We start from the raw sequence: 26,841 nt of genomic DNA, 5'->3' as shown, positions 1-26,841 counted from the left end.
CTCAGAAGTGAAACGCCGTAGCGCCGATGGTAGTGTGGGGTCTCCCCATGCGAGAGTAGGGAACTGCCAGGCATCAATTAAGTGAAGAAGCCCATCCTGCCGGATGGGCTTTTTTGCGTCTGTACGAAATGAAACCTGCCGGATGCGGCGTTCCGCCTTATCCGGCCTGCAAAAACGCGTGTACCCCTTCCTGCAGGCGCTGATAAGCGCAGCGCATCAGGCAATTTTCATCCCTCGAATATATCTGAATCCTTTCTGTGCTAATTAAAACCGTGATTTATGTCGCATAATTTATTATAACAATTATATAACATTTAATTTACCAAAAAAGACACAACTAGCATTGATAAATTCACGCGATCCTTGGCAGGGGTATAATTCGAATGGCTGATAGCAGTGTAACTGAGAACGGGACGCTGACAGACGGCGATACCCGTCGTCGTATTTGGGCGATTGTTGGAGCATCATCAGGGAATTTGGTCGAATGGTTTGATTTCTATATCTATTCTTTCTGCTCTCTCTATTTTGCTCATATCTTTTTTCCATCAGGAAACACCACTACGCAACTCTTACAGACTGCCGGCGTTTTTGCCGCAGGCTTTCTGATGCGACCAATTGGCGGCTGGTTATTTGGTCGCATCGCCGATAAGCACGGGCGTAAAAAATCCATGCTGTTGTCAGTTTGTATGATGTGCATGGGATCGCTGGTGATCGCTTGCCTGCCGGGGTATGAAACCATCGGTACCTGGGCTCCTGCGCTACTGCTGCTGGCCAGACTGTTTCAGGGGCTGTCTGTCGGGGGCGAATATGGAACCAGCGCAACCTACATGAGTGAAGTCGCTATTGAAGGTAAGAAAGGTTTTTATGCTTCATTCCAGTACGTAACGTTAATTGGCGGGCAGCTATTGGCATTGCTGGTTGTGGTCATTTTACAGCAAACGTTAGAAGACTCTGCGCTCAGAGAATGGGGTTGGCGTATTCCATTTGCGCTGGGGGCCGTGCTGGCTATTGTCGCGCTATGGCTGCGTCGTCAGTTGGATGAAACCTCGAAACAGGATGTTCGTGCGTTAAAAGAAGCGGGCTCTCTGAAAGGTCTGTGGCGTAATCGTAAAGCCTTTGTCATGGTGCTTGGCTTTACCGCTGCTGGCTCGCTGTGTTTTTACACCTTCACAACCTATATGCAGAAGTACCTGGTTAACACTGCCGGTATGCATGCCAACGTAGCCAGCGGGATTATGACGGCGGCACTGTGTGTATTCATGCTGGTGCAACCATTGTTTGGCGCTTTGTCAGATAAAATTGGCAGACGTACTTCCATGTTATGCTTTGGCGCATTAGCTGCGATTTTCACCGTTCCCATTCTGACAGCGTTGCAAAACGTGACGTCTCCGTATGTGGCGTTTGCACTGGTAATGTGTGCCTTGTTGATCGTGAGTTTCTATACGTCCATCAGCGGCATTCTGAAGGCTGAGATGTTTCCGGCGCAGGTGCGCGCCCTGGGGGTAGGGTTATCTTATGCGGTGGCGAATGCCCTGTTTGGAGGTTCAGCCGAATATGTTGCCTTATCCCTGAAGTCCATCGGTATGGAAACCACATTCTTCTGGTACGTTACCGCGCTGGCAGTCGTCGCATTTTTAGTATCACTGATGCTGCATGGCAAGGGGAAAGGGCTGCGCCTCTAATGATGTGCCAGTTGCCAGACTGCATAGCCGGTTGAGGCGCCCGCAACATCCCAGGCAAAGTCCTTCCAGCTCCAGCCGCTCCCAGCGGGGCGGCTGTCCCACAGCTCTTTTGACGCGCCCAGGCTGATTGAGAACATCAAACCAATAGCTGCACTGCGATCGCGGCTGTAACCCTGATGCTGGGCGTATTCATTACCGGCTGCGGCAAGCATGGCGGAGGCGATAAAATGTTGAGCTTTGTCTTGTCCGCTCCAGCGGTCATTTGCCATGTGGCTGCAGCCAGAAATAGCCAGGATACTGGTAAGAAGAAACAGGCGCACCGTTGCCTCCATAGGAAAAACCCCGTCACTGGACGGGGTCTTGGTTACAGAATACGGCTAATTAATCTGTCGATACGAATACGGCGTAGTCGACGGATGAGCTTACGCACTTTGACTGGATAGTCAGCAATGCTTTGCAGGTCGCGGTAGTGCTTAACCACCGTGGTATGCGTGCGAATAAGCTCCAACTCTTTATCGCGCTGGGGAGCCAGCTCTTGCTTAGGATCGTGGATAAGGATGGCGTTTTCCAGATCCAGACGCCAGGCTCGAGGATTAAGATTGTTGCCGGTGAGCAGCATCCATTTATCATCAACCCACATGCCTTTCAGATGATAAGTGTTGTCATCATCTTTCCATAAGCGCACGACCAACTGGTCGGTATTGACATAATATTGCAGTCTGCTCAGGAAACGGCGCAGGTTAATTTCATACAGATAGGGCAGCGCGCCAATGATTTTAAAAGGCTCATCTTCCGGAATGTAAAAGTCGTTGGCGGTTTTATCACCGACAATGATTTCGACCTTTTTCCCTTCACGCAGCAGCTGAATGATATTGCGCACCAGTATGGCGGGCAGGTTGAAATAAGGGGTACAGATCGTGAGCTTGTGCTCTGCACAGGGCATGAGGTGGAAAATAGTCTTATTTAACAGACTGGATTTTCCGAGTCCAACCAGCGGTGTAACAGAAAGTTGTTCATTATCCGCATCCCCCTGAAAATGGAATGACGCATCGCGCAGTTCCTGACGGTACAAGCGAATGTCGTTTTTAATTTCCGGGCTTTTAGGGCGATTGATATCATCAAGACGATTAACGCCGCGACCATTCATCAGGTTTTGCGCCACCCAATTGAACATGATATCGGCCATTTGCGCGTTGCGAATCAACTGATAACGGTCGTAGCGATATTTATCATGCTGATGCAGATAAACATCGTTCAGGCTGGCACCGCTATACAGGACGCTGTCATCGATGATAAAGCCTTTGAAATGCAAAACGCCAAGGGCTTCGCGCGTGTTAATCGGCACGCCATAGACAGGGATATCGATACCAGGGTTTTCTTGCGCCATGCGGCAATACCAGTCAGCGTTGGTATTTGATGCCGCAGCACCAATGCGCCCGCGCTGGGCTCGGTGCCAGTCGACAAGCACCCGGACATCCAGTTCAGGACGCTGCCGTTTTGCCGCATAGAGCGCGTCGAGTATGCCTTTGCCACCGTCATCCTGTTCCAGGTACAGCGCAATAATGCAGATCCGTCGCGTCGCGCTGGCTATTTTTTCCAGCAGAGTCTCCCTGAAATTAGCGGGAGCATAAAAGAAATCTACATCATCAACTGACTGAGAAATCTTGGGTAGTTGGGCAAGGTGTTGTTGATGTTTATTACGCTTAAATTTTGACAACATCACAGTGCATTTCTTCTCTGTTCATTGAAGGGTCCTCTGTGCTATGCAGACGACATAAGCGGGCAATGATACCACCAGTACCCATTAATGTGGTCAACATTTCCAGTACCTTACTCACGATTCCTCAAATTGGGCCAGATTAAGCGTTAGCCCAACAATCCCCTCTTCGAGTTGGACGTCAACAACGAACCCGAGTTTCCGGGCCAGGGCGACCATACCGCGATTGTTTGGCATCGTAATACCATTCAAACGTCTAAGTCCGTGATCTCGGGTATAGGCAATTAATTTTTCCATCAATCGGCGACCCAGTCCAAGTCCTTTGAGATCAGAACGAACCAGGACGGCAAACTCGGCATCTACGTTATCAGGATCCGAGATAGCTCGCGTCACGCCGAGGATCTCTTCATGATTATCTCTGCAACGCACTGCGACAAAAGCCATTTCACGATCGTAGTCGATCTGTGTCATATTGGCTAAATCTTCATGGGTAAATTCGTTGATCTCACTAAAATAGCGATAATAAAGATCTTCTTTTGTTACCTGAGAAATGAACTGCTGAAGATGAGGTTCATCCTCTGGCAAAATGGGGCGGAACAGGCAGCGTTCGCCGTTTTTCAACTCCACCCACTCTTCAAGCTGATGAGGGTAGGGACGTACAGCTAATCTGCTTTCGTTATCGCCTGTGAAAGGGGCAATATCCAGCGTGACGTCCAGCGCGGTAAACTCACCAGCGGAGGCCAGCAGCGGATGAATATCCAGACGCTGAATTTCCGGACAATCGACGATCAGGTTGGATACCTGCACCAGAAGCTGGCTTAGTCCGGCGATATCCAGTGGGCGTAGTGCGCTACGAGCGCGAATCTTCTTATTTTTGATCCCCTGGATCACCAGATAACGCGCCAGATTCATGTTCAATGGCGGTAATGCCACCACGGCTTGTTCTTCTGGTCGCCACTCAACGCCACCTTCGCCCAGCATAATCAGCGGGCCAAATACCGGATCGTGTTCAACGACGACGCGAAGCTCCTGAGCGCCAGCGCGATTCGCCATGCTTTGCACTAATAAACCGTGGATGCGCGCCTGCGGCCAGGCCATTTTCACCCGATCAAAAATCGCGTTCGCGGCCTGCTGTACCTCTGTTGCCGTTCGCAGGTAGAGCATTACCCCCTGAACTTCCGATTTATGCGGGATATCAGGTGAACGCAGCTTGAGCGCCACCGGATAGCCGATCTGCTCTGCGATATGCACCGCTTCCGCGCTGTCGCTGGCGATCCAGGTCGGGAGCGTGTGTAAGCCATAAGCTTGTAAAATCGGTTGCACTTCATGGGTGTCCAGCGATGTGGCCCCTTCAGCAATTGCCTGCTGTAACAGATTATGCGCTTCAGCGGTGTTAGTGGTTAGGTAGTCCGGTAGCGCAGGTGTTTCTCGCAGTTGCTTCTGGTTACGCCGATACTCGACCATATGCATAAACGCGGTGATCGTTCCTTCCGGCGTACGGTAGGTGGGCAACCCTGCTTCGCTAAATAGCCTACGGGCTTCCTGAGAAGAAAACTCCCCACACCAGTTGGTCAGTAAGGAGATAAATTTCCCTCGCGGATGCTGCTTTACTGCTTCGATTAATGCTTGTGCGCTTTCGGTCCCAGGGGCGGCGGCGCTGGGTGAATGTATCACCATCAGCGCGTCGAAGTCCTGGCTGGCGAGCAAAATATCCAGCGTTTTTACATAGTGTTCGCTACCGGCATCGTCACGCAGATCCAGCGGGTTGCCAATATCAACATGGGCTGGTAGTGCATCGCGTAATTTCTGGCAGGTATCTTCACTCAGCGTGGCGAGTTTGCCATTTTTCGACCATAGCTCATCCAATGCCAGCGCGGCAGGCGCGGCACCGTTACTGATGATCATCAGCCTGTCACCACGCAGCGGGCGCATGTGACTCAGGGTTTCGACCGCTGAGAACAACTCGTGAGTGTCTTGTACTCGCAATAAACCGGCGCGCTGGATAGCCGCGTCCCAGGCTGGGTCCATTCCGGCGCTGGTGTGCAGTAAACGTTGCGCTGCCGGGCTGCGGCCGCTCTTAATCACCAGAATGGGTTTGTTGCGTGCGGCGCTACGGGCGGCGGAGACAAAGCGCCGGGCATCGCTCAAATGTTCGAGATACAGCAATATCGCGCTGGTTTTGCTGTCGCGCGCCAGGTAATCCAGTAGTTCATCGACATCGATATCCAGGCTGTCACCCAACGCGATAAAGTAAGAAAAGCCCATTTCTCTCTGCTGCGCCCAGTCGAGTATGGTATTGGATACGGCGGCGGATTGAGATATAAAAGCCAGCTTGCCGCGCTTAATCGGGACGGGGGAAAAGCTGGCGTTAAGCCCCTGCCAGGGGGCGAGAAGTCCCAGACTGTTGGGACCCAGCAGGCGTATTTTATAGCGTGAGGCGCAGGCCAGCAGTTCTGCATGCTGGGCCGCGGGAGCCGAAAGAATAATGCAGGTTTTACAGCCTTTCTCGCCAAGCGCTTCGAGTAATGCCAGGTTACGGCTGGCATTAGTGCACAACACGGCGAGGTCGGGGCTAAAAGGCAAACTGCTGATATTGGGCCAGGCCAGTACGCCCAATACCGCTTTCCAGGCGGGCGTCACCGGTAGAACTGGCCCATTGAAACCGCCGGCAAGCAGATTACGCATCATCAGGTAACCCGCGCGGTTAGGCTTCATCGACGCCCCAATCACCGCAATGGATTTCGGTCGCAGTAGTGCTTCCAGACCACGTTGACTCATATCGGCTTCCTTAATGACACCAGTGACCGAATGATTTTAAACGCTTTCTGTCGAGTCTGCTGTGACGCTTCCCTGATGTTGGGTTTTTCCTGCCAGGTAACGGGTTTTAAAGCGTGTGAAGTGATCGCTTAGCCCTTCCGCAGCTTGCGTATCGCCTGCCAGATCCAGCAAAGCGATGGCCACTTCGGCAGTACAGTATTGCCCTTCGGCGTGAATACCACGCAGGTGATAAGCGGACAGGCGCGATAAATCCACGGAGATCACCGGCAGGTTGTCGAGGTACGGGCTTTTGCGGAACATTTTACGCGCTTCCGGCCAGGTGCCATCGAGCATAATAAACAGTGGCGGTTTACCGGCTGGCGGCGTGAAAATCACTTCGCGCTCTTCGCCCGCATAGGAAGCCGGGAACACGACCATCGGCTGGTAATCAGGATTCTTCACCAGCTCAAGCAGCGCCTGCGGCGGTTCGGTGCGTGACCACTGAAAAGCCGCGGTATCTGGCAAAATATCGGCGATTAAACGTCCCGTATTACTGGGCTTCATCGGCTCGGTATCAAACATGACCAGACAAAAACGGCTTTTCGCCTCAGACGGCACCAAGGTTGCGCATAAGCAGAGCTTTAGCGGCAACAGGCAGCGCTGGCAGCGACGAATACGATTACCTCTGGCGAGGAAAGGACGGGTGGCGCGCGCGAGGCGCTCAGCGCGTAACTGAAGAACAGCGTTATCGGTCATGGGGAAACACGTTGAAAAACGCTATTGTCGCAGAGGTGAAAACGGGGCACAAGATGCGCCCCGTAGAGATTATAATGATTCGTTAAGCCAGCTATCAAACGGAGCCTTAGGGACGGCACCATTGAGCATGTCGACGATTTCACCTTTTTTAAAGATCATGATGGTCGGAATACTGCGGATACCGAAGCGGGCGCTGAGTTCACGCTCGGCTTCCGTATTCACTTTAACAAAACGCACTTTACCGCTACGCTCTTCTGCGACATCTTCAAAAATTGGGGCAAAGTTACGGCACGGCCCGCACCAGGGGGCCCAAAAATCAACCACTACCGGAAGATCGTCTTTTAACAGTTTATCCAGTGTTTCACCGGTCGCATTGATCACCTCCCCATCAAACAGGTCGTGACCACAGCGTCCGCATTTAGCCGCTTCCTGGACACGATCGTCGGGAATGCGGTTGATAGCCTGGCAGCTGGTACAAACGGTATTCATAACTAACCTCTGGATGAGTAGTGTGGACTTCATGGCAGTGACGCCAGTATGTTTCTATTATGTTACATATTATCGGGGAGTCTGTTCTAAACAACAATGCGTTTTATTCAATGAGTACAATAGTCCTTAGCTTTTAAATGAAATAATGGCTAACGACGTGCACATCGGGTAATCTGCGCGCTTCGCGCAGAGCAGGTGGAGAAAAACATGAGCGACGAACTGAAGAACAAAAACGGCAAGGTCAAAGTGATGTACGTCCGCAGTGACGATGACTCGGATAAACGCACCCAAAATCCACGTACTGGTAAAGGCGGCGGACGCCCCGGTACTTCCCGAGCCGAAGGCGGTCGTCGCCCTGCCCGTGATGACAGAAAGGGTCCGAACAGCGAACGCGGCCGTGAACGTGGTCGCGACCGCGATGTAGAACGCGACCGCAGACATGATGATTCACCATGGCGTACCGTGTCCCGCGCACCGAATGATGATGCTGCGGATAAAGCCGATCATGGCGGTATTAGCGGCAAGAGTTTTATCGATCCTGAAGTCTTACGTCGTCAGCGCGCGGAAGAAACCCGCGTTTACGGTGAAAATGCCTGTCAGGCTCTGTTCCAGAGTCGCCCGGACGCTATTGTTCGCGCCTGGTTTGTGCAGAGCGTCACCCCGCGCTTTAAAGAAGCATTACGTTGGATGGCGGCAAACCGCAAAGCCTACCACGTGGTTGACGAAGCTGAGCTGGCGAAAGCTTCCGGTACTGAGCACCATGGCGGTGTTTGCTTCCTGATCAAAAAACGTAACGGCACTACCGTTAAGCAGTGGGTGGGTCAGGCTGGGGCGCAGGATTGCGTACTGGCTCTGGAAGACATTGCTAACCCGCACAACCTGGGCGGAATGATGCGTAGCTGCGCCCACTTTGGTGTGAAAGGCGTGGTGGTACAGGACGCGGCGCTGCTGGAATCAGGTGCGGCTATCCGTACCGCTGAAGGTGGCGCAGAGCATGTTCAGCCGATCACCGGGGACAGCATTGTCGATGTGCTGGACGACTTCCGTAAGGCAGGTTACACGGTAGTGATGACCTCAAGCGTGAAAGGCACACCGTTGTTTACTACTACGCTGCCGGAAAAAATGGTGCTGGTATTAGGGCGTGAGCGTGAAGCACTGCCGGAAGCGGCATGCTCAGCTGACGACCTGTGCGTGGCGATTGACGGTACGGGCAACGTTGAAACGCTCAACGTATCTGTGGCAACCGGCGTACTGCTCGCCGAGTGGTGGCGTCAGAACAAAGCCTGATAATAAAAATGCCAGCGAATCGCTGGCATTTTTTTACTCACTTTCTGCTGGTAACACCGGCGTCCAGTCAATCGGCTTTTCACCTCGTTGTTCCAGCCATTCATTAGCCAGTACAAAGTGATTGCAGCCAAAGAAACCGCGATGTGCGGAGAGCGGTGACGGGTGCGGCGCTTTCAACACATGGTGACGCTGGGTATCAATAATCGCGCCTTTCTTTTGTGCGTGTGAACCCCAGAGCAGAAAAACCACGCCTTCGCGATGTTGATTAATCAGGCTGATGACTTTATCGGTGAAGGTTTCCCAACCCAGGCTGGCGTGAGAATGTGCCTGGCCTGCCCGAACGGTGAGTACGGTATTCAGTAACAGCACTCCCTGGCGTGCCCAGCTTTCCAGATAACCGTGCGTTGGGCGCGTGAAGCCAGGAATAGTCGCTTCCAGCTCTTTGTACATGTTCAGCAGCGATGGCGGAGTGGCAATACCCGGACGAACAGAGAACGCGAGACCGTGTGCCTGGCCTGGACCGTGGTAAGGATCCTGCCCCAGGATGACGACTTTTACGTCGCCAAGTTCAGTAAAGCGAAAAGCGTTAAACACATCTTTTTGCGGCGGGTAAATTGTCATACCCGACTGACGCTCGCCAGCGACAGTATGTAGCGTGTTAACAAAATAAGGCTGCTGTTTCTCATCTGCCAGCACATCGTGCCAGGTTAATTCGGTGGCCATCTCGCTCTCCTGCGAATTTTCAATCCCTCTAGCTTAACTGCTTCTTACCACGTCGCAAAATTCTGTACGTTTCTCAACGGCCTGGGTCTTAAAGATAGTTGAAAATTTATGTAAAAAGTTTAGCTACGCACGTGGCGTAAGTTGATGTAAAACAATAAAATCCACCTATCACCACTTTACGTGTGTGGTTTTTGTTGATTTAAATCAAAGATTCAAGGGGGTGTGAGGGGTATATATACACTCAAGCAACAATGGTTTTACCAATTGGCCGGATGACGGCCAACCGAGATCAAATAATTTTGCCGGGGAGGCATCAAATGATTACAGGTATCCAGATTACTAAAGCTGCAAACGACGACCTGCTGAACTCTTTCTGGCTGCTGGACAGCGAAAAAGGCGAAGCACGCTGCATCGTTGCGAAAGCAGGTTTCAATGCAGATGACGTCGTTGCCGTCAGCAAACTGGGTGAAATCGAATACCGTGAAGTGCCGGTAGATGTACAGCCGGAAGTCCGCGTGGAAGGTGGTCAGCACCTGAACGTGAACGTTCTGCGTCGCGAAACGCTGGAAGATGCGGTTAAGCATCCGGAAAAATATCCGCAGCTGACCATCCGTGTTTCTGGTTATGCGGTACGTTTCAACTCTCTGACCCCAGAACAGCAGCGCGACGTTATTGCTCGTACCTTTACTGAGAGCCTGTAAGGCTCACGGGGAATAACCCCGTTTAGCAGAGAATCAAAAGCGGAAGATGCCAGCGCGTCTTCCGCTTTTTTATATCCGTTAGTAAAAAATTCTCACTGCGCAATACACTAACAGCAGCGCCAGAATGATATTCAACTGTCGGCCGTAGCGGCGAAAGAGTTGCTGAAAAAGATGGCCTGCCAGCGCCCAACATGCATTACCAAAGGTGCCGATCAGCGCCAACAGAATACTCACCCCAATCAGCCAGTGAGCTTCCTGTGTATAGGGCAGTACGAACGTGGATAACGCGGTAATGCCGTACAAAATGATTTTGACGTTAACAAACTGCAAGCCAAAACTCGCCCAGAAGCCGATCGGTTCGGACTGCAAATTATCGTTTGCCGCCGGGCTGGTGGCGATTTTTAATGCCAGCCACAAGATATATGCCGCTCCTGCCCAACTGAGCCAGTGAATGATGGCCGGATCCATCGCGGCAAGCGAAAACGAAATCCCGGCACACATCAACATGACGATTAAAAAGCCCAGACTCATCCCGGCAAGCACGCGCGTACTCTGGCGAAAACCGTGTGATGTCGCAGCACTGAGCGCAAGGATGTTGTTTGGTCCGGGGGTTAGCGCGGTAATCAATGTATAGGTCCAGAATGCACTTAAAAGCATGGGGGTCACTTGTTATCTCCTCTGTTTTGGTAGACAGTACCCGAGTCAAAACATTTAAAAAAATGAATGTTTTTGCATTCTGGGTTCGATAATTTCGATGGGTTGGTGCGGATGGATTTACGTCGGTTTATTACGTTAAAAACGGTGGTGGAAGAGGGCTCGTTCCTGCGGGCGTCACAAAAACTTTGCTGTACGCAATCAACCGTCACGTTTCATATTCAACAGCTTGAGCAAGAGCTTTCGGTGCAGTTGTTCGAAAAAATTGGCCGCAGAATGTGTCTCACCAGTGAGGGCAAACGGTTGATGCCGCATATACACGACCTGACCCGCGTGATGGCATCGATTCGCCAGTCAGCGCAGCAGGATGCGCAGCCGAGCGGCGATCTACGCGTTGCGACCGGCGAAACGCTGCTGGCGTATAAAATGCCGCAGGTATTACAGCGTTTTAAACAACGCGCGCCTCATGTGAGGTTGTCCTTACAGTCGCTCAACTGCTATGTCATTCGCGATGCGTTGCTTAGTGATGAGGTTGATCTGGGCGTGTTTTATCGTGTTGGTAATGACGAAGCGCTGGAGATGATACCGTTGGGCGATCAGTCGCTGGCGCTGGTTGCGTCGCCTCTGCTTCAGCATGTTGATTTCACCCGGCATAACCAGCACATTCCCTGCAGCTTTATCATTAATGAACCGCAATGTATTTTCAGACAACGCTTCGAGGGCTTACTGCGTAAACGTCAGATTACGCTGGAAAATACGATTGAGTTATGGAGTATTGAGAGCATCAAGCACTGCGTATCGGCAAATCTTGGCGTCAGTTTTTTGCCACGTTTTGCTGTCGAGAAGGAGCTACGTTCAGGGGAATTGGTTGAGTTACCGTTCAGCAAACAGCCGGAGTTAATTACGGCATTGTGCGGCTACCATGCTGGAAAAGTCGTTAGCCCGGCGATGCGGGTGTTTATTGAGTGTATTGAAGAGAGCTTTGCGCCGCATGAAAAAATGCCGGGCTAAACGGCCCGGCATACGGTTTTACTCTTTGTCGGACTGCTGCGGAGTCGTTCCGCTCGGCTTACGACGTTTGCCAATGTTTTTGGCGTCGCGGTGACGTTTCTTCACGCGCGGTTTCTCTTTTTCTTTGGCCTTTTGCTCGGCACGCTTCGCCAGCACTTTCTTGGACGGTTTGCCGTTAGATTTCTCACTTGGCGCGCGAGTGGTCGGACGCAGTTCGTCAATAACGCGTGCCTTCAGAGGTTCGTCGATATAGCGACTCGCTTTACCAAGCAGCAGGTGGTCGTGCGCTTCAACCAGAGAAATCGCGGTACCTTTACGACCAGCGCGGCCGGTACGGCCAATGCGGTGCAGATAGGCATCACCACTGCGCGGCATGTCGTAGTTAAACACGTGGCTAACGTCAGGAATATCGATCCCGCGAGCGGCAACATCGGTCGCAACCAGCACGTTCACACGACCATCGGTCAGGCGTTTTATCGCTTCGTTACGCTTAATCTGTACCATCTCGCCTTCGAGATAGCAGTTATTAATGCCCGCCTGGCGCAGCCAGCCTGCCAGCTCGTGAACACGCTCACGCTTACGTACAAAAACAATCGAACGGGTTGCTTCAGGCTGTTTTAACAGATGGATCAGCAAAGCCGTTTTGTGCTCAATGTCATCAGCACGGTAGTAAAATTGGTGGATCTTCTTGCGTTCACGGGTCGATGGATCCGCCGAAACCTCAACCGGATCTTCCAGCAGGCGCTCGGCAAAATCTTTAATCGCGTCTCCTTCCAGCGTGGCAGAGAATAGCATCGTCTGCTTACGCCAGCGGGTTTCACCGGCGATATGCTCAATGTCCTGGGCAAAGCCCATGTCCAGCATGCGGTCTGCTTCATCGAGGATCAGCGTTTCAACCGCATGGCAGTCGAAGTTCTCTTCTTTTATGTATTGCAGCAGACGACCGGTGGTGGCGACCACGATATCCTGGTTTTCGCTAAAGACTTCCATGTGGTTCATGTAAGCCACGCCGCCAGTAATTGTGGCGATATCCAGATGCGTATTCTTCGCCAGTTCACGGGCGTGGTCGGCAACCTGCATCGCCAGTTCGCGCGTCGGCGTCAGAATTAAAATGCGCGGTGGACCAGATTTCTTACGCGGGAAGTCGATAAGGTGCTGCAACGCTGGCAGCAAATATGCCGCCGTTTTACCGGTGCCTGTCGGCGCAGAACCGAGTACATCACGGCCATCGAGCGCAGGCGGAATGGCGGCAGCCTGAATGGCGGTCGGGCGAGTGAAACCTTTTTCCTGGAGGGCATCCAGAAGGCTTTCATCGAGTTCAAGTTCGGAAAAAGTCGTTACAGTCATGTTCTACCTCTGTGTGGGGCGCTGATTATAGACGTTACGGCTGCAATCTTCATCTGTTTGTATGGATATAGCTTCTCAGGTATTGTTTTTATCCTATGTTATCGTTTTTTTTCCAGGAAGGTTGTTCTTCATGCCCCAGTCTACATCCGTACTTAGACGTAATGGATTTACATTTAAGCAGTTTTTTGTGGCACACGATCGTTGTGCAATGAAAGTCGGAACGGACGGTATTTTATTAGGGGCCTGGGCCCCCGTTGCGGGCGTAAAACGGATCCTGGATATTGGTACCGGGAGCGGCTTGTTGGCGCTGATGCTGGCCCAGCGCACTGATGAAAATGTCATCATTGACGCCGTGGAGCTTGATGTCGACGCCGCGCAGCAGGCGCAGGAGAACATCGCGCAATCTCCGTGGATGCATCGCGTCAGCGTTCATACAGCAGATGCGCAGCAATGGATACCACGCCAGACCGTACGTTTTGATTTGATTATCAGCAATCCACCTTATTATGAACAGGGAGTGGAATGCGCCACGCCGCAGCGCGAGCAGGCACGTTACACTACCGCGCTCGATCATGAAGCATTGCTGGCGCTGGCGGCGGGCAGTATTACTGAAGATGGTTTTTTTTGTGTCGTGCTGCCGGAACAAATTGGTAATGCTTTTACCCAGCAGGCATTAAGTATGGGCTGGCATTTGCGTTTACGTACGGATGTGGCAGAAACTGAGGCCCGGCTACCACATCGTGTATTGTTGGCATTCTCCCCGCAGGCCGGGGAGTGCTTTAGCGACAGGTTGGTTATCCGTGGGCCAGACCAACGTTACTCTGAAGGTTACACGGCGCTGACCCAGGCGTTTTATCTGTTTATGTGATGACTTAGCGGCGAGAGAATCGACGGGCCTGACTCGGGAAGTTGTTCAGGATAATCCAGCGTGTAGTGCAGGCCCCGACTCTCTTTGCGCATCATTGCGCAGCGTACAATCAGCTCGGCAACCTGCACCAGGTTGCGCAGTTCCAGCAAATTGTTCGACACGCGGAAATGGGCGTAATACTCGTCGATTTCCTGTTGCAGCATGGTGATACGGCGCAGCGCGCGTTCCAGCCGCTTAGTCGTACGTACAATTCCGACGTAGTCCCACATGAATAAGCGCAGCTCATGCCAGTTATGTTGGATCACAACCAACTCATCCGGATTTTCCACACGACTTTCATCCCAGGCGGGAAGTGTGTTGACACCGCGCGCGTAAGGCATTCGCCTGTCGATATCTTCCGCGGCTGACCAGCCATAAACCAGGCATTCAAGCAATGAGTTCGACGCCATCCGGTTGGCGCCATGCAGGCCGGTATAACTCACTTCGCCGATAGCATACAGCCCGTCGACATCCGTGCGGCCAAAGTCATCAACCATTACACCGCCGCAGGTATAGTGCGCGGCAGGGACGATAGGGACCGGCTCTTTGGTCAAATCGATACCCAGTCCCAGCAGTTTTTCATAAATCATCGGGAAATGCTGACGAACAAATGCTTCCGGTTTATGGCTGATGTCGAGGAACATGCAGTCAGCGCCCAGACGTTTCATCTCGTGGTCAATGGCACGGGCGACAATATCGCGAGGAGCCAGTTCGCCACGTTCGTCAAAATCGGGCATGAAGCGCGAGCCGTCCGGGCGCTTCAGGTGTGCGCCTTCGCCACGCAGCGCCTCGGTCAGCAGGAAATTGCGCGCCTGCGGATGATACAGCGCCGTGGGGTGAAACTGGTTAAATTCAAGATTGGCGACACGGCACCCCGCGCGCCAGGCCATTGCAATCCCATCCCCCGAGGAGATATCCGGATTGGTGGTGTACTGATACACTTTTGACGCGCCGCCGGTGGCTAACACCACTGACTTCGCATGGCAGGTTTCGACCGCTTCTTTATTACGATTCCAGATCCAGGCCCCAACAACCCGACGCGTTCCCGGCAGACCGATTTTATCAGAGACAATCAGGTCGACGGCATTACTGCGCTCCAGAACCTGGATGTTGGGATGATTTTGCGCCTGGCTGACAAGGGTGGTTTCGACTTCTTTACCGGTGGCATCCGCAGCATGCAGGATGCGCCGATGGCTATGACCGCCTTCACGGGTCAGGTGATAACTCTCTTCACCGTTGGGCTGAACCTGCGTATCAAATAACACGCCCTGATCGATAAGCCACTGCACACAGGTGCGGGCATTGCTGGCGACAAACTCAACCGCATGACGATCGCAAAGTCCGGCCCCGGCAACCAGCGTATCTTCAACGTGGGAGTCGATACTGTCGGTTTCATCGAAAACCGCGGCAATACCGCCCTGGGCATAAAACGTCGAGCCTTCGCTGACAGGACCTTTGCTCAGTACAATAACCTGATGTTTCTCAGCCAGCCGCAGCGCCAGTGAGAGTCCGGCAGCTCCGCTGCCAATGATCAGCACGTCACAGGATAATTCAGGAGTTGTATTCATGATTTTTGTTTAATTTACTAAACAGTGTTTGGTCACAATAGCACCACGCTGCGCGTTACTGCACGTTTTATTTTTAAATGTGTTGCAATGGCTAAACAGAAAAGAAAAGTATGACGCGGACGAAATGAGCAAATTTATTTTGTGAAGCAGGCCGTTAGCATCAGATTAGGTGATGAAATAAAGTGGCCGTTGGGTTACTCTGCAAGCGGTGAAATGGGCATTTCTTACAGATAGTGCGTTGATCGGGTTATGTAGACTTATAATGAGAGATAAGACCTGTCTACAACATGACAAACAAAAAACAAATGCGTAACGGAACTTTACGAAACTTGAGCACTCTAAGCATTTGCTTGCTCATAGTGAAGCTTATGGAGTGGCGTTTCGACAGCGCGTGGAAATTTGGTTTGGGGAGACTTTACCTCGGATGAGCGAGCAGTTAACGGACCAGGTCCTGGTAGAACGGGTCCAGAAGGGAGATCAGAAAGCCTTTAACCTACTGGTAGTCCGCTATCAGCATAAGGTGGCGAGTCTGGTTTCTCGCTATGTACCGTCGGGCGATGTACCCGATGTAGTACAAGAAGCATTTATCAAGGCCTATCGTGCGCTGGACTCGTTCCGGGGAGATAGTGCTTTTTATACCTGGCTGTATCGTATCGCAGTCAATACAGCGAAGAATTACCTGGTCGCTCAGGGGCGTCGTCCACCTTCCAGTGATATAGATGCGATTGAAGCAGAAAACTACGAAAGTGGCGGTGCACTGAAAGAAATTTCGAACCCTGAGAACTTAATGTTGTCAGAAGAACTGAGACAGATAGTTTTCCGAACTATTGAGTCCCTCCCGGAAGATTTACGCATGGCAATAACCTTGCGGGAGCTGGATGGCCTGAGCTATGAAGAGATAGCCGCTATCATGGATTGTCCGGTAGGTACGGTGCGTTCACGTATCTTCCGAGCGAGGGAAGCTATTGATAATAAAGTTCAACCGCTTATCAGGCGTTGACGATAGCGGGATACTGGAAAAGGTATTAGGCATGCAGAAAGAAAAACTTTCCGCTTTAATGGATGGCGAAACGCTGGATACTGAGTTGCTTAAAGAGCTGACTCACGACCCGGAAATGCAAAAAACCTGGGAGAGTTATCACCTGATTCGCGATTCCATGCGAGGTGATACCGCCGACGTTCTCCATTTTGATATTTCCGCCCGCGTAATGGCTGCCATCCAGGATGAGCCAGTACGTCAGACGGCGCCATTGATTCCTGAGGCCCAGCCAGCACCGCACCAGTGGCAGAAAATGCCATTCTGGAAGAAAATGCGTCCGTGGGCCGCGCAGCTTACCCAAATGGGTGTGGCCGCGTGTGTATCACTTGCAGTTATTGTTGGCGTCCAGCACTATAATGGTCAATCTGAAACGTCCCAGCAGCCCGAAACGCCGGTATTTAATACATTACCGATGATGGGTAAAGCCAGTCCGGTAAGCCTGGGTGTACCTTCTGACGCGACGGCCAGCGGCGGTCAGCAACAGCAGGTACAGGAGCAGCGTCGTCGTATTAATGCCATGTTGCAGGATTACGAACTGCAACGTCGACTGCACTCTGAACAGCTTCAGTTTGAGCAGGCGCAAACACAGCAAGCCGCTGTGCAGGTGCCAGGAATTCAAACTTTAGGAACGCAATCGCAGTAATGAAGCAACTTTGGTTTGCCATGTCACTTGTGGCTGGTAGCCTGTTCTTCTCTGTAAAAGCCTCGGCCAATCCTGCGTCCGGGGCGTTGTTGCAGCAGATGAATCTGGCCAGCCAGTCGCTAACCTATGAGCTGTCATTTGTCAGCATCAATAAACAGGGTGTTGAATCCCTACGTTATCGCCATGCCCGCCAGGATAACCGTCCGCTAGCGCAGCTGTTGCAATTGGATGGACCGCGCCGGGAAGTGGTGCAACGTGGCAATGAAATTAGCTATTTCGAGCCTGGGCTCGAACCGTTCACGCTGAACGGCGACTATATCGTTGACTCTCTGCCATCCCTGATTTATACCGACTTCAAACGCCTTGCACCCTACTATGATTTTATTTCAGTAGGCCGCACCCGCATTGCCGATCGGCTCTGTGAAGTGATCCGCGTTGTCGCTCGTGACGGCACCCGTTACAGCTATATCGTCTGGATGGACACGGAAACTAAGCTACCGATGCGTGTCGATCTTCTCGATCGTGATGGCGAAACGCTGGAACAGTTCCGCGTCATCGCCTTTACCGTAAACAACGGCGTTAGCGACAGCATGCAGACGCTGGCGAAAGCCAATCTACCGCCGTTGCTGTCGGTTCCTGCGGGTGAAAAAACCAACTTCAACTGGAGCCCGTCATGGGTACCGCAAGGCTTTAGCGAAGTTTCCAGCAGTCGACGCCCGCTGCCGACCATGGATAACATGCCGATTGAATCACGCCTTTATTCGGATGGCCTGTTCAGTTTCTCCGTGAACGTAAACCGCGCGACGCAAAACAGCACCGATCAACTGCTGCGAACCGGACGTAGAACGGTCAGCACCAGCGTGCGTGATAACGCGGAAATTACGATCGTGGGCGAGCTTCCACCACAAACGGCGAAGCGTATCGCAGACAATATTAAGTTCAGGGCCGCACAATGATTAAAGAGTGGGCGACAGTCGTTTCCTGGCAAAATGGTCTCGCGACCGTCAGCTGTGATGTGAAAGCGTCATGTGGCAGCTGTGCTTCCCGGGCCGGGTGCGGGAGCCGTGTGCTGAATAAACTTGGACCGCAGACCACGCACACTATTGTGGTATCCAGCGATGAGCCATTGGCTCCAGGTCAAAAAGTTGAATTAGGCATTGCCGAGGGGAGCCTGTTGGGATCGGCGATGTTGGTTTATATGTCTCCGCTGGCGGGGCTCTTTCTTTTCGCGGCGCTGTTCCAGGTGCTGTTTGGCTCCGATCTGGCAGCATTAAGCGGGGCTATACTGGGTGGCGTAGGCGGATTCCTGATCGCCCGCGGATATTCCCGTAAGCTTGCTGAACGTGAAGCCTGGCAGCCGGTTATTCTGAACGTTGCCCTCCCACCCGATCTTATTCGCGTCGAAACACCATCTACCGAAACGACCCCATGATATTCTTGCCGGATGGCGGCTTCGCCTTATCCGGCCTACAAACGATCAGTAAGCCCTGTAGGCCCGATAAGCTTGCGCCATCGGGCACCACGCTTGTCTTACGATGTTTTACATCAGAAAAGCGATGCCGTTTCCAGTTCCCGCTATCCTTGCTCTATGAACATTTCCTCGCCTCAGCGTTGTAGTGTAGAATGCGGCGTTTCACTTAAACAGACGTTAAGCTCAGATCAGCGACTTCTCAGAGCCTGCTCCGGCGGGCGTAAGGCACAATAATTACTCTATATGAAGAACATACGTAACTTTTCAATCATAGCTCACATCGACCACGGTAAATCGACGCTGTCTGACCGTATTATCCAGATCTGCGGTGGCCTGTCTGACCGTGAAATGGAAGCGCAGGTTCTCGACTCGATGGATCTTGAGCGTGAGCGCGGTATTACTATCAAAGCGCAGAGCGTGACGCTCGATTTCAAAGCATCTGATGGTGAAACCTATCAGCTTAACTTTATCGACACCCCGGGCCACGTCGACTTCTCATATGAAGTTTCCCGCTCGCTTGCCGCCTGTGAAGGCGCACTGCTGGTGGTTGACGCCGGACAGGGTGTAGAAGCGCAAACGCTGGCCAACTGCTACACCGCCATGGAAATGGATCTGGAAGTGGTGCCGGTACTGAACAAAATTGACCTGCCGGCCGCTGACCCTGAGCGCGTAGCGGAAGAAATTGAAGACATCGTCGGCATCGACGCCACCGACGCAGTACGCTGCTCGGCGAAAACCGGCGTGGGCGTGACCGACGTTCTTGAACGTCTGGTGCGCGACATTCCGCCGCCGGAAGGCGATCCGGAAGGCCCGCTGCAGGCGCTGATCATCGACTCCTGGTTCGATAACTACCTGGGCGTTGTGTCGCTGGTGCGTATTAAAAACGGCACCATGCGTAAAGGCGACAAAATCAAAGTGATGAGCACCGGTCAGGTCTATAACGCCGACCGTCTGGGCATCTTTACGCCGAAACAGGTTGACCGTACCGAGCTGAAATGCGGCGAGGTAGGCTGGCTGGTGTGTGCAATTAAAGACATCCTCGGCGCGCCGGTGGGCGATACCCTGACCCAGTCGCGTAACCCGGCAGACAAACCGCTGCCAGGCTTTAAAAAAGTGAAGCCGCAGGTTTACGCCGGTTTGTTCCCGGTCAGCTCTGACGATTACGAAAACTTCCGTGATGCGCTCGGCAAGCTGAGCCTGAACGACGCTTCCTTGTTCTACGAACCGGAAAGCTCAACCGCGCTGGGCTTCGGCTTCCGCTGTGGCTTCCTCGGCCTGTTGCACATGGAGATCATTCAGGAACGTCTGGAGCGTGAATACGATCTGGATCTGATCACTACCGCGCCGACCGTAGTCTACGAAGTGGAAACCACGGCGAAGGAGACTATCTACGTCGATAGTCCGTCCAAGCTGCCGCCGCTGAACAACATCTACGAACTGCGCGAGCCGATCGCCGAGTGTCACATGCTGTTGCCGCAGGCTTACCTTGGTAACGTCATCACGCTGTGTATCGAGAAGCGTGGCGTACAGACCAACATGGTTTACCACGGTAACCAGGTGGCGCTGACCTACGAAATTCCGATGGCGGAAGTGGTACTCGACTTCTTCGACCGTCTGAAGTCGACCTCCCGCGGCTATGCGTCGCTGGACTACAACTTCAAACGTTTCCAGGCCTCTGACATGGTGCGCGTTGATGTCCTCATCAACAACGAACGTGTCGATGCGCTGGCGCTGATCACGCACCGCGATAACTCGCAGAGCCGTGGCCGTGAGCTGGTGGAGAAGATGAAAGATCTGATCCCGCGCCAGCAGTTTGATATTGCGATTCAGGCGGCCATCGGCACGCACATCATCGCGCGTTCAACGGTGAAGCAGCTGCGTAAAAACGTTCTGGCGAAGTGCTACGGTGGCGATATCAGCCGTAAGAAAAAGCTGCTGCAAAAACAGAAAGAGGGTAAAAAGCGCATGAAGCAGATCGGTAACGTCGAACTGCCGCAGGAAGCCTTCCTCGCCATTCTGCATGTCGGTAAAGACAGCAAATAATCTTAAGGAGTTGGCATGGCGAACATGTTTGCCCTGATTCTGGTGATTGCCACACTGGTGACGGGCATTTTATGGTGCGTAGATAAATTCATTTTCGCGCCGAAACGCCGGGAGCGTCAGGCAGCAGCGCAAGCTGCTGCAGGGGATTCACTGGATAAAGCAACGCTGAAAAAAGTGGCCCCTAAGCCGGGCTGGCTGGAAACTGGCGCATCTGTTTTCCCGGTATTAGCTATCGTGCTGGTGGTGCGTTCGTTTATTTATGAACCATTCCAGATCCCGTCAGGTTCGATGATGCCGACGCTGTTGATTGGTGATTTTATTCTGGTGGAGAAATTCGCCTACGGGATTAAAGATCCGATTTACCAGAAAACGTTGATCGAAACCGGCCATCCAAAACGCGGTGATATCGTGGTGTTTAAATACCCGGAAGATCCGCGCCTGGACTACATCAAACGCGCTGTCGGTTTACCGGGAGACAAAGTGACGTACGATCCGGTGGCGAAAGAGGTGACTATTCAGCCAGGTTGCAGCTCCGGTCAGGCGTGTGAAAATGCGCTGCCGGTAACCTACTCTGATGTTCAGCCGAGTGATTTTGTGCAGACCTTTGCTCGTCGTAATGGCGGGGAAGCGACCAGCGGTTTCTTTGAAGTTCCGTTGAACGAAACGAAAGAGAACGGTATTCGCCTCACCGAACGTAAAGAAACGCTGGGTGAGGTAACGCACCGCATTCTGACCGTGCCAATCGCGCAGGATCAGGTAGGCATGTACTACCGTCAGCCAGGCCAGCAGTTAGCGACCTGGATCGTCCCACCGGGACATTACTTCATGATGGGTGATAACCGTGACAACAGCGCGGACAGCCGTTATTGGGGATTTGTCCCGGAAGCGAATCTGGTGGGTAAAGCGACTGCAATCTGGATGAGCTTCGACAAGCAAGAGGGTGAATGGCCGACCGGCGTGCGTTTAAGCCGTATTGGTGGTATTCATTAATTGCTAATAATCGTTCACGTTGTCGTCATTATGGCGACAACGTGAATTATTTCTCGGATAAATTCCCGCAGACTAACGACATCCCTTGTCGTTGTGTATAGAATATTCCCCCGAAGTTTTAGGTTGGCACCGACAGGTTGCCACGGCACACGAAACAGCGTTGGTTTGTATACAAAAGCATTCAGACGATGCCAGATGGCTGAGTGAATGGCGTATATCAGGTCTGTTTCGTGTGCTGAATTGTTGACGCATTCATTTATTGGTATCGCATGAACCCCATCGTAATTAATCGGCTTCAACGGAAGCTGGGCTACACTTTTAATCATCAGGAGCTGTTGCAGCAGGCATTAACTCACCGTAGTGCCAGCAGCAAACATAACGAGCGTTTAGAATTTTTAGGCGACTCTATTTTGAGCTTTGTCATCGCTAATGCGTTATATCACCGTTTCCCGCGTGTGGATGAAGGTGATATGAGCCGCATGCGCGCGACGCTGGTTCGCGGTAATACGCTGGCAGAATTAGCCCGTGAGTTTGACCTCGGTGAATGTTTACGTTTGGGGCCAGGCGAGCTGAAAAGCGGCGGTTTCCGTCGTGAATCGATCCTGGCAGACACCGTTGAAGCTTTGATCGGCGGCGTCTTCCTCGACAGCGATATTCAAACCGTTGAGCAACTGATCCTGAATTGGTATCAAACCCGTCTGGATGAAATTAGCCCGGGCGACAAACAAAAAGATCCGAAAACGCGCCTGCAGGAATATTTACAGGGTCGCCACCTGCCGCTGCCGTCCTACCTGGTGGTGCAGGTCCGTGGTGAAGCTCACGATCAAGAATTTACTATCCACTGCCAGGTCAGCGGCCTGAGTGAACCGGTGGTTGGCACAGGTTCGAGCCGTCGTAAGGCTGAGCAGGCTGCCGCCGAACAGGCGTTGAAAAAACTGGAGCTGGAATGAGTATCGATAAAACTTACTGCGGATTTATTGCCATCGTCGGTCGCCCGAACGTTGGTAAATCTACCCTGTTGAATAATCTGCTTGGGCAGAAGATTTCTATTACCTCTCGTAAGGCTCAGACAACACGTCACCGTATTGTTGGCATCCATACCGAAGGCGCGTATCAGGCGATTTATGTTGATACCCCGGGCCTGCATATGGAAGAAAAACGTGCCATTAACCGCTTGATGAACAAGGCGGCGAGCAGCTCAATTGGTGATGTTGAGCTGGTGATTTTCGTTGTGGAAGGCACTCGCTGGACGCCGGACGACGAAATGGTGCTCAACAAGCTGCGTGATGGTAAAGCCCCGGTAATTCTGGCGGTGAACAAAGTCGACAACGTTCAGGAAAAAGCCGATCTGCTGCCGCACCTGCAGTTCCTGGCCAGCCAGATGAACTTCCTCGACATCGTCCCGATCTCTGCCGAAACCGGCCTGAATGTCGATACTGTTGCGGGCATCGTGCGTAAGCACCTGCCGGAAGCGATTCATCACTTCCCGGAAGATTACATTACTGACCGTTCTCAACGCTTTATGGCTTCTGAAATCATCCGTGAGAAGCTGATGCGTTTTCTGGGGGCTGAACTGCCGTATTCCGTCACCGTTGAGATTGAGCGTTTTATCTCTAACGAGCGCGGCGGCTACGATATCAACGGTCTGATCCTTGTCGAACGTGAAGGGCAGAAGAAGATGGTGATTGGCAACAAAGGGGCCAAAATTAAAACCATCGGTATTGAAGCGCGTAAAGACATGCAGGAAATGTTCGAAGCGCCTGTTCACCTCGAACTGTGGGTGAAAGTGAAATCCGGCTGGGCCGATGACGAACGCGCGCTGCGCAGCCTCGGTTACGGCGACGATCAGTAGTTTTAATACTCTATGGCTTTCGAGGTGCAGGAAGGCGGCAAGTCCGCGAATCCCCGGGAGCTTACTCGCGTAAGTGACTGGGGTGAACGGGCGCAGCCAACGCACCTGCAACTTGAAAGACGACGAGTATTATGATGGAAGGATGGCAACGCGCTTTTGTCCTGCATAGCCGCCCGTGGAGCGAAACCAGTCTTGTGCTGGACGTCTTCACGGAAGAATCAGGCCGCGTGCGCCTTGTAGCCAAAGGCGCGCGTTCCAAACGTTCTAATCTCAAAGGCGCACTCCAGCCTTTTACGCCGTTATTGCTTCGCTTTGGTGGACGTGGTGAGGTCAAAACCTTGCGTAGCGCCGAAGCCGTCTCTCTGGCACTCCCTCTAAGCGGTATTACGTTGTACAGCGGTCTGTATATCAACGAGCTTATCTCGCGCGTGCTTGAATACGAGACCCGCTTTTCTGAACTCTTTTTCGACTACCTGAACTGTATCCAGGCGCTGGCAGGCGCGACAGGTTCCCCAGAGCCCGCCTTACGTCGCTTTGAACTGGCTTTACTCGGTCATCTGGGTTACGGCGTCGATTTTACCCACTGCGCGGGCAGCGGCGAGCCGGTAGATGACACCATGACCTATCGCTATCGGGAAGAGAAAGGGTTTATTGCAAGTGTAGTAATTGATAACGCCACCTTTACCGGACGCCATCTGAAAGCGCTTGAGTCGCGTGAATTTCCGGATGTTGATACGCTTCGCGCTGCGAAACGCTTTACCCGCATGGCGTTAAAGCCGTATCTTGGTGGTAAGCCGTTAAAAAGCCGGGAACTGTTCCGGCAATTTATGCCAAAACGCGCAGTAAAAATTAAAAATGATTAACGAGGATTGTCATGGCTGAATTACTGTTAGGCGTCAACATTGACCACATTGCCACTTTACGTAATGCACGCGGCACCGCATACCCGGACCCGGTTCAGGCGGCGTTTATCGTTGAACAAGCGGGCGCAGACGGCATTACCGTGCATCTGCGCGAAGACCGTCGCCATATCACCGACCGAGACGTGCGTATTCTGCGCCAGACGCTGGACACGCGTATGAATCTGGAAATGGCGGTAACCGAAGAAATGCTGGCGATTGCCGTTGAGACTAAGCCGCATTTTTGCTGCCTGGTGCCGGAAAAACGCCAGGAAGTTACCACTGAAGGTGGTCTGGATGTCGCCGGTCAACGTGACAAGATGCGTGACGCCTGTAAACGCCTGGCGGACGCCGGCATCCTGGTTTCGCTGTTCATCGATGCCGATGAAGAACAGATCAAAGCCGCTGCTGAAGTTGGCGCGCCGTTTATCGAAATTCACACCGGCTGTTATGCTGATGCGAAAACTGACGCGGAACAGGCCAGCGAACTGGCGCGTATCGCGAAAGCGGCGACCTTTGCCGCAAGCCTTGGCCTGAAGGTTAACGCGGGTCATGGTCTGACGTATCACAACGTTAAAGCCATCGCGCGGATCCCGGAAATGCACGAACTGAACATCGGTCATGCCATTATCGGACGCGCAGTGATGAGCGGTCTGAAAGACGCGGTAGTAGAAATGAAACGCCTGATGCTGGAAGCGCGTGGCTAATGGCGATTTTGGGATTAGGTACGGATATCGTGGAGATTGCCCGCATTGAAGCGGTGATCTCCCGCTCCGGTGACCGTCTGGCAAGGCGCGTACTCAGCGACAACGAATGGGCAATCTGGGAGACGCATCAGCAGCCGGTACGTTTTCTGGCGAAGCGTTTTGCGGTTAAAGAGGCGGCAGCAAAAGCCTTTGGTACGGGTATCCGTAACGGCCTGGCGTTTAATCAGTTCGAGGTCTTTAACGATGAACTCGGTAAGCCGCGTCTGCGGTTATGGGGGGAGGCGTTAAACCTGGCGGAAAAACTCGGCGTCGCACATATGCATGTGACGCTGGCCGATGAGCGTCACTACGCCTGCGCCACGGTAATTATTGAAAGCTAGATTTTGTCCGCGTGATGCATCTGGACGAATTTATCCCACAACTGCTCTTCACTCTCTAAATGTGCCGGATCTTTCAAAATAGTATTGGGGATCGGGCACACCTTCTGGCAGGTTGGCGTGTCGTAATGGCCTACGCATTCCGTACATTTGTCACTGTTAATCTCGTAAATGCTGTCACCCATCGAAATCGCCTCATTCGGGCATTCAGGTTCGCACATATCGCAATTGATACATTTTTTAGTGATTAACAGGGCCATCAGGAAACTCTCAAAACATCACAAATCGGGCGGGCATTATACGCGCATTCTTTGCTCAGACCAGTTTTTTTACCAGCGCTTCGCTGTGACGAATGCGTTCCGGAGCATGCTCCAGATCCTGCTGCACCAGCGCCATAAACAGTAAATCGGTAAGCATCATTTGCGCGTGGGTGGAGGAGATCGCGGCGCTGCGCGTGGCCTGCTCCTCGGCAATCGTATACAGACAATGACTTGCGCGTTGCTGCAGGGCATTGGGCGTAAAGCCGGTGATGGCGAGAATTTTGGCCCCGGTACGCAGCGTTTCATCTGCCGCCAGATTAAGCTCGCGGCGTTCACCGGTGTACGAAATAGCCAGCAGTAGATCGCCTGGCGAAAGCGCCTGCACCGTCGCCAGCAGCGCGTGCATATCGCGTTCAACCACCGCGTTAAAACCAATCTTCAACAGCTTCCAGGCAAAATTCTGCGCTACCAGACCGGAGGCACCAATACCGGTCAGAATAATACGTCGTGCAGAGCGCAGCATCGTGACGCTCTCCAACAGTTTTTCTTCGCTGTTAATATCCAGCGTCGCATGCATCGCCGCCACGTTCTCCTGAATCAGCTTTTCACCCACCAGACGCATCGGGTCATCACCACGGATCTGATTATGCACCGGAATAGAATGGGGGTTGGGATTGCTGGCCAGTGCTTCGCTAATCGCCAGTTTGAGTGCCGGAAAACCCTTAAAGCCCATTTTTTGCGCGAACTTCACCACGCTGGACTGGCTGACGCCCGCTTCAAATGCCAACTGCTGTGAGCTGAGGTGACGCGCGGTATCCGGTTGAGCAAGGAGATAATCCGCAAGTTTTTTATCGCTTTGCGCGAGATCCGGGTAACGCTGACGAATGCGAATTAAACAGTTCATGCTGTCTCCTGGCGAAAACGTGATGGCGATTACAAAACAAAATTTCACTCGCCTGGA

The 26,841-nt window shown here is 52.6% G+C and carries 27 protein-coding genes and 1 pseudogene; 17 read left to right on the top strand and 11 right to left on the bottom strand.

Annotated elements, in window-relative coordinates:
• Positions 1-383 precede the first annotated feature (383 nt).
• Positions 384-1,682 carry an MFS family transporter gene (locus ACVXHP_RS21575; protein WP_447572174.1) on the top strand — a complete coding sequence of 433 codons (1,299 nt, stop codon included), beginning with the start codon at positions 384-386 and terminating at the stop codon, positions 1,680-1,682.
• On the opposite strand, the gene ACVXHP_RS21570 is transcribed toward ACVXHP_RS21575, so the two are convergent.
• The 5 genes from ACVXHP_RS21570 to trxC form a co-directional block, all read right to left on the bottom strand.
• On the bottom strand, positions 1,679-2,014 hold the full coding sequence (locus tag ACVXHP_RS21570) for a YfiM family lipoprotein (RefSeq protein WP_447572173.1): 336 nt from the start codon (positions 2,012-2,014) through the stop codon (positions 1,679-1,681). The genes ACVXHP_RS21575 and ACVXHP_RS21570 overlap by 4 nt on opposite strands.
• Positions 2,015-2,046: 32 nt before the next feature.
• Positions 2,047-3,402, bottom strand: coding sequence for a CDP-diacylglycerol--serine O-phosphatidyltransferase (gene pssA / locus ACVXHP_RS21565; RefSeq protein ID WP_038642732.1), 1,356 nt, complete (start codon positions 3,400-3,402; stop codon positions 2,047-2,049).
• A 114-nt stretch (positions 3,403-3,516) separates the two neighbouring features.
• Positions 3,517-6,177, bottom strand: coding sequence for a bifunctional acetate--CoA ligase family protein/GNAT family N-acetyltransferase (locus ACVXHP_RS21560; RefSeq protein ID WP_447572172.1), 2,661 nt, complete (start codon positions 6,175-6,177; stop codon positions 3,517-3,519).
• 36 nt (positions 6,178-6,213) lie between these two features.
• Entirely contained in the window at positions 6,214-6,912 is a 699-nt protein-coding gene (gene tapT, locus ACVXHP_RS21555) for a tRNA-uridine aminocarboxypropyltransferase (RefSeq protein WP_174330097.1), read from the bottom strand.
• Between the two features lie 69 nt (positions 6,913-6,981).
• Positions 6,982-7,401 (bottom strand): thioredoxin TrxC, encoded by a 420-nt coding sequence (gene trxC, locus ACVXHP_RS21550; RefSeq protein ID WP_008785506.1) that lies wholly within the window; start codon positions 7,399-7,401, stop codon positions 6,982-6,984.
• Positions 7,402-7,608: 207 nt separating this feature from the next.
• On the opposite strand from trxC, the gene ACVXHP_RS21545 reads away from it, so the two are divergent.
• A complete protein-coding gene (locus ACVXHP_RS21545; RefSeq protein WP_447572171.1) occupies positions 7,609-8,688 on the top strand; it encodes a tRNA/rRNA methyltransferase in 1,080 nt (359 codons plus the stop codon).
• 33 nt (positions 8,689-8,721) lie between these two features.
• On the opposite strand, the gene ung is transcribed toward ACVXHP_RS21545, so the two are convergent.
• Complete coding sequence (gene ung / locus ACVXHP_RS21540) at positions 8,722-9,411, bottom strand: uracil-DNA glycosylase (RefSeq protein WP_042306632.1); 690 nt, start codon at positions 9,409-9,411, stop codon at positions 8,722-8,724.
• Between the two features lie 317 nt (positions 9,412-9,728).
• Between ung and grcA the strand changes: the two genes are divergently transcribed.
• Complete coding sequence (gene grcA, locus ACVXHP_RS21535; RefSeq protein WP_005121223.1) at positions 9,729-10,112, top strand: autonomous glycyl radical cofactor GrcA; 384 nt, start codon at positions 9,729-9,731, stop codon at positions 10,110-10,112.
• 78 nt (positions 10,113-10,190) lie between these two features.
• Here grcA and eamB read toward each other — a convergent pair whose 3' ends face one another.
• Entirely contained in the window at positions 10,191-10,778 is a 588-nt protein-coding gene (eamB, locus tag ACVXHP_RS21530; protein ID WP_165408156.1) for a cysteine/O-acetylserine transporter, read from the bottom strand.
• 102 nt (positions 10,779-10,880) lie between these two features.
• On the opposite strand from eamB, the gene ACVXHP_RS21525 reads away from it, so the two are divergent.
• On the top strand, positions 10,881-11,777 hold the full coding sequence (locus ACVXHP_RS21525) for a LysR family transcriptional regulator (RefSeq protein ID WP_447572170.1): 897 nt from the start codon (positions 10,881-10,883) through the stop codon (positions 11,775-11,777).
• Positions 11,778-11,795: 18 nt separating this feature from the next.
• Here the strand turns inward: ACVXHP_RS21525 and srmB are convergent, their stop codons facing one another.
• Complete coding sequence (gene srmB, locus ACVXHP_RS21520; RefSeq protein WP_447572169.1) at positions 11,796-13,124, bottom strand: ATP-dependent RNA helicase SrmB; 1,329 nt, start codon at positions 13,122-13,124, stop codon at positions 11,796-11,798.
• Positions 13,125-13,254: 130 nt separating this feature from the next.
• Here srmB and trmN point away from each other — a divergent pair, with 130 nt between their 5' ends.
• Positions 13,255-13,992 (top strand): tRNA(1)(Val) (adenine(37)-N(6))-methyltransferase TrmN, encoded by a 738-nt coding sequence (gene trmN / locus ACVXHP_RS21515; protein ID WP_085048976.1) that lies wholly within the window; start codon positions 13,255-13,257, stop codon positions 13,990-13,992.
• Here the strand turns inward: trmN and nadB are convergent.
• Positions 13,977-15,599 carry an L-aspartate oxidase gene (nadB, locus tag ACVXHP_RS21510; protein WP_038642714.1) on the bottom strand — a complete coding sequence of 541 codons (1,623 nt, stop codon included), beginning with the start codon at positions 15,597-15,599 and terminating at the stop codon, positions 13,977-13,979. The two genes, trmN and nadB, sit on opposite strands and share 16 nt — an antisense overlap.
• A 262-nt stretch (positions 15,600-15,861) precedes the next feature.
• On the opposite strand from nadB, the pseudogene rseD reads away from it, so the two are divergent.
• The 12 genes and pseudogenes from rseD (at position 15,862) to acpS (ending at position 25,623) form a co-directional block, all read left to right on the top strand.
• Positions 15,862-16,027 (top strand): annotated as a pseudogene (rseD, locus tag ACVXHP_RS21505) (rpoE leader peptide RseD).
• Positions 16,024-16,599, top strand: coding sequence for an RNA polymerase sigma factor RpoE (gene rpoE, locus ACVXHP_RS21500; RefSeq protein WP_003037573.1), 576 nt, complete (start codon positions 16,024-16,026; stop codon positions 16,597-16,599). The pseudogene rseD and the gene rpoE overlap by 4 nt, the downstream one beginning before the upstream one ends.
• A gap of 31 nt (positions 16,600-16,630) precedes the next feature.
• Positions 16,631-17,281 (top strand): anti-sigma-E factor RseA, encoded by a 651-nt coding sequence (rseA, locus tag ACVXHP_RS21495; protein WP_008785497.1) that lies wholly within the window; start codon positions 16,631-16,633, stop codon positions 17,279-17,281.
• Positions 17,281-18,237 carry a sigma-E factor regulatory protein RseB gene (gene rseB, locus ACVXHP_RS21490; protein WP_447572168.1) on the top strand — a complete coding sequence of 319 codons (957 nt, stop codon included), beginning with the start codon at positions 17,281-17,283 and terminating at the stop codon, positions 18,235-18,237. The genes rseA and rseB overlap by 1 nt, the downstream gene beginning before the upstream one ends.
• On the top strand, positions 18,234-18,713 hold the full coding sequence (rseC, locus tag ACVXHP_RS21485; protein ID WP_447572167.1) for a SoxR-reducing system protein RseC: 480 nt from the start codon (positions 18,234-18,236) through the stop codon (positions 18,711-18,713). Before rseB ends, rseC begins: the two co-directional genes overlap by 4 nt.
• Before the next feature lie 282 nt (positions 18,714-18,995).
• Positions 18,996-20,795: a translation elongation factor 4 gene (lepA, locus tag ACVXHP_RS21480; protein WP_200005437.1), complete on the top strand. Its 1,800-nt coding sequence runs from the start codon at positions 18,996-18,998 to the stop codon at positions 20,793-20,795.
• A gap of 15 nt (positions 20,796-20,810) precedes the next feature.
• Positions 20,811-21,785 (top strand): signal peptidase I, encoded by a 975-nt coding sequence (lepB, locus tag ACVXHP_RS21475; RefSeq protein ID WP_038642704.1) that lies wholly within the window; start codon positions 20,811-20,813, stop codon positions 21,783-21,785.
• 269 nt (positions 21,786-22,054) lie between these two features.
• Positions 22,055-22,735, top strand: coding sequence for a ribonuclease III (gene rnc, locus ACVXHP_RS21470; protein ID WP_003037579.1), 681 nt, complete (start codon positions 22,055-22,057; stop codon positions 22,733-22,735).
• Positions 22,732-23,637 carry a GTPase Era gene (era, locus tag ACVXHP_RS21465; RefSeq protein ID WP_006683413.1) on the top strand — a complete coding sequence of 302 codons (906 nt, stop codon included), beginning with the start codon at positions 22,732-22,734 and terminating at the stop codon, positions 23,635-23,637. The genes rnc and era overlap by 4 nt, the downstream gene beginning before the upstream one ends.
• A 134-nt stretch (positions 23,638-23,771) precedes the next feature.
• On the top strand, positions 23,772-24,500 hold the full coding sequence (gene recO, locus ACVXHP_RS21460) for a DNA repair protein RecO (protein ID WP_042306658.1): 729 nt from the start codon (positions 23,772-23,774) through the stop codon (positions 24,498-24,500).
• A gap of 11 nt (positions 24,501-24,511) precedes the next feature.
• Positions 24,512-25,243 (top strand): pyridoxine 5'-phosphate synthase, encoded by a 732-nt coding sequence (pdxJ, locus tag ACVXHP_RS21455; protein ID WP_003838383.1) that lies wholly within the window; start codon positions 24,512-24,514, stop codon positions 25,241-25,243.
• Complete coding sequence (gene acpS / locus ACVXHP_RS21450) at positions 25,243-25,623, top strand: holo-ACP synthase (protein ID WP_038642698.1); 381 nt, start codon at positions 25,243-25,245, stop codon at positions 25,621-25,623. Before pdxJ ends, acpS begins: the two co-directional genes overlap by 1 nt.
• Here the strand turns inward: acpS and ACVXHP_RS21445 are convergent.
• Positions 25,620-25,880 (bottom strand): YfhL family 4Fe-4S dicluster ferredoxin, encoded by a 261-nt coding sequence (locus ACVXHP_RS21445; protein WP_038642696.1) that lies wholly within the window; start codon positions 25,878-25,880, stop codon positions 25,620-25,622. The two genes, acpS and ACVXHP_RS21445, sit on opposite strands and share 4 nt — an antisense overlap.
• Positions 25,881-25,935: 55 nt before the next feature.
• Positions 25,936-26,784 (bottom strand): MurR/RpiR family transcriptional regulator, encoded by an 849-nt coding sequence (locus ACVXHP_RS21440; protein ID WP_304701214.1) that lies wholly within the window; start codon positions 26,782-26,784, stop codon positions 25,936-25,938.
• Between the last annotated feature and the right edge of the window lie 57 nt (positions 26,785-26,841).

It is taken from the genome of Citrobacter freundii complex sp. 2025EL-00176 (assembly GCF_053309355.1).
The sequence above is the reverse complement of the archived record's forward strand: the minus strand, read 5'-3'. Positions and strand labels throughout refer to the sequence as shown.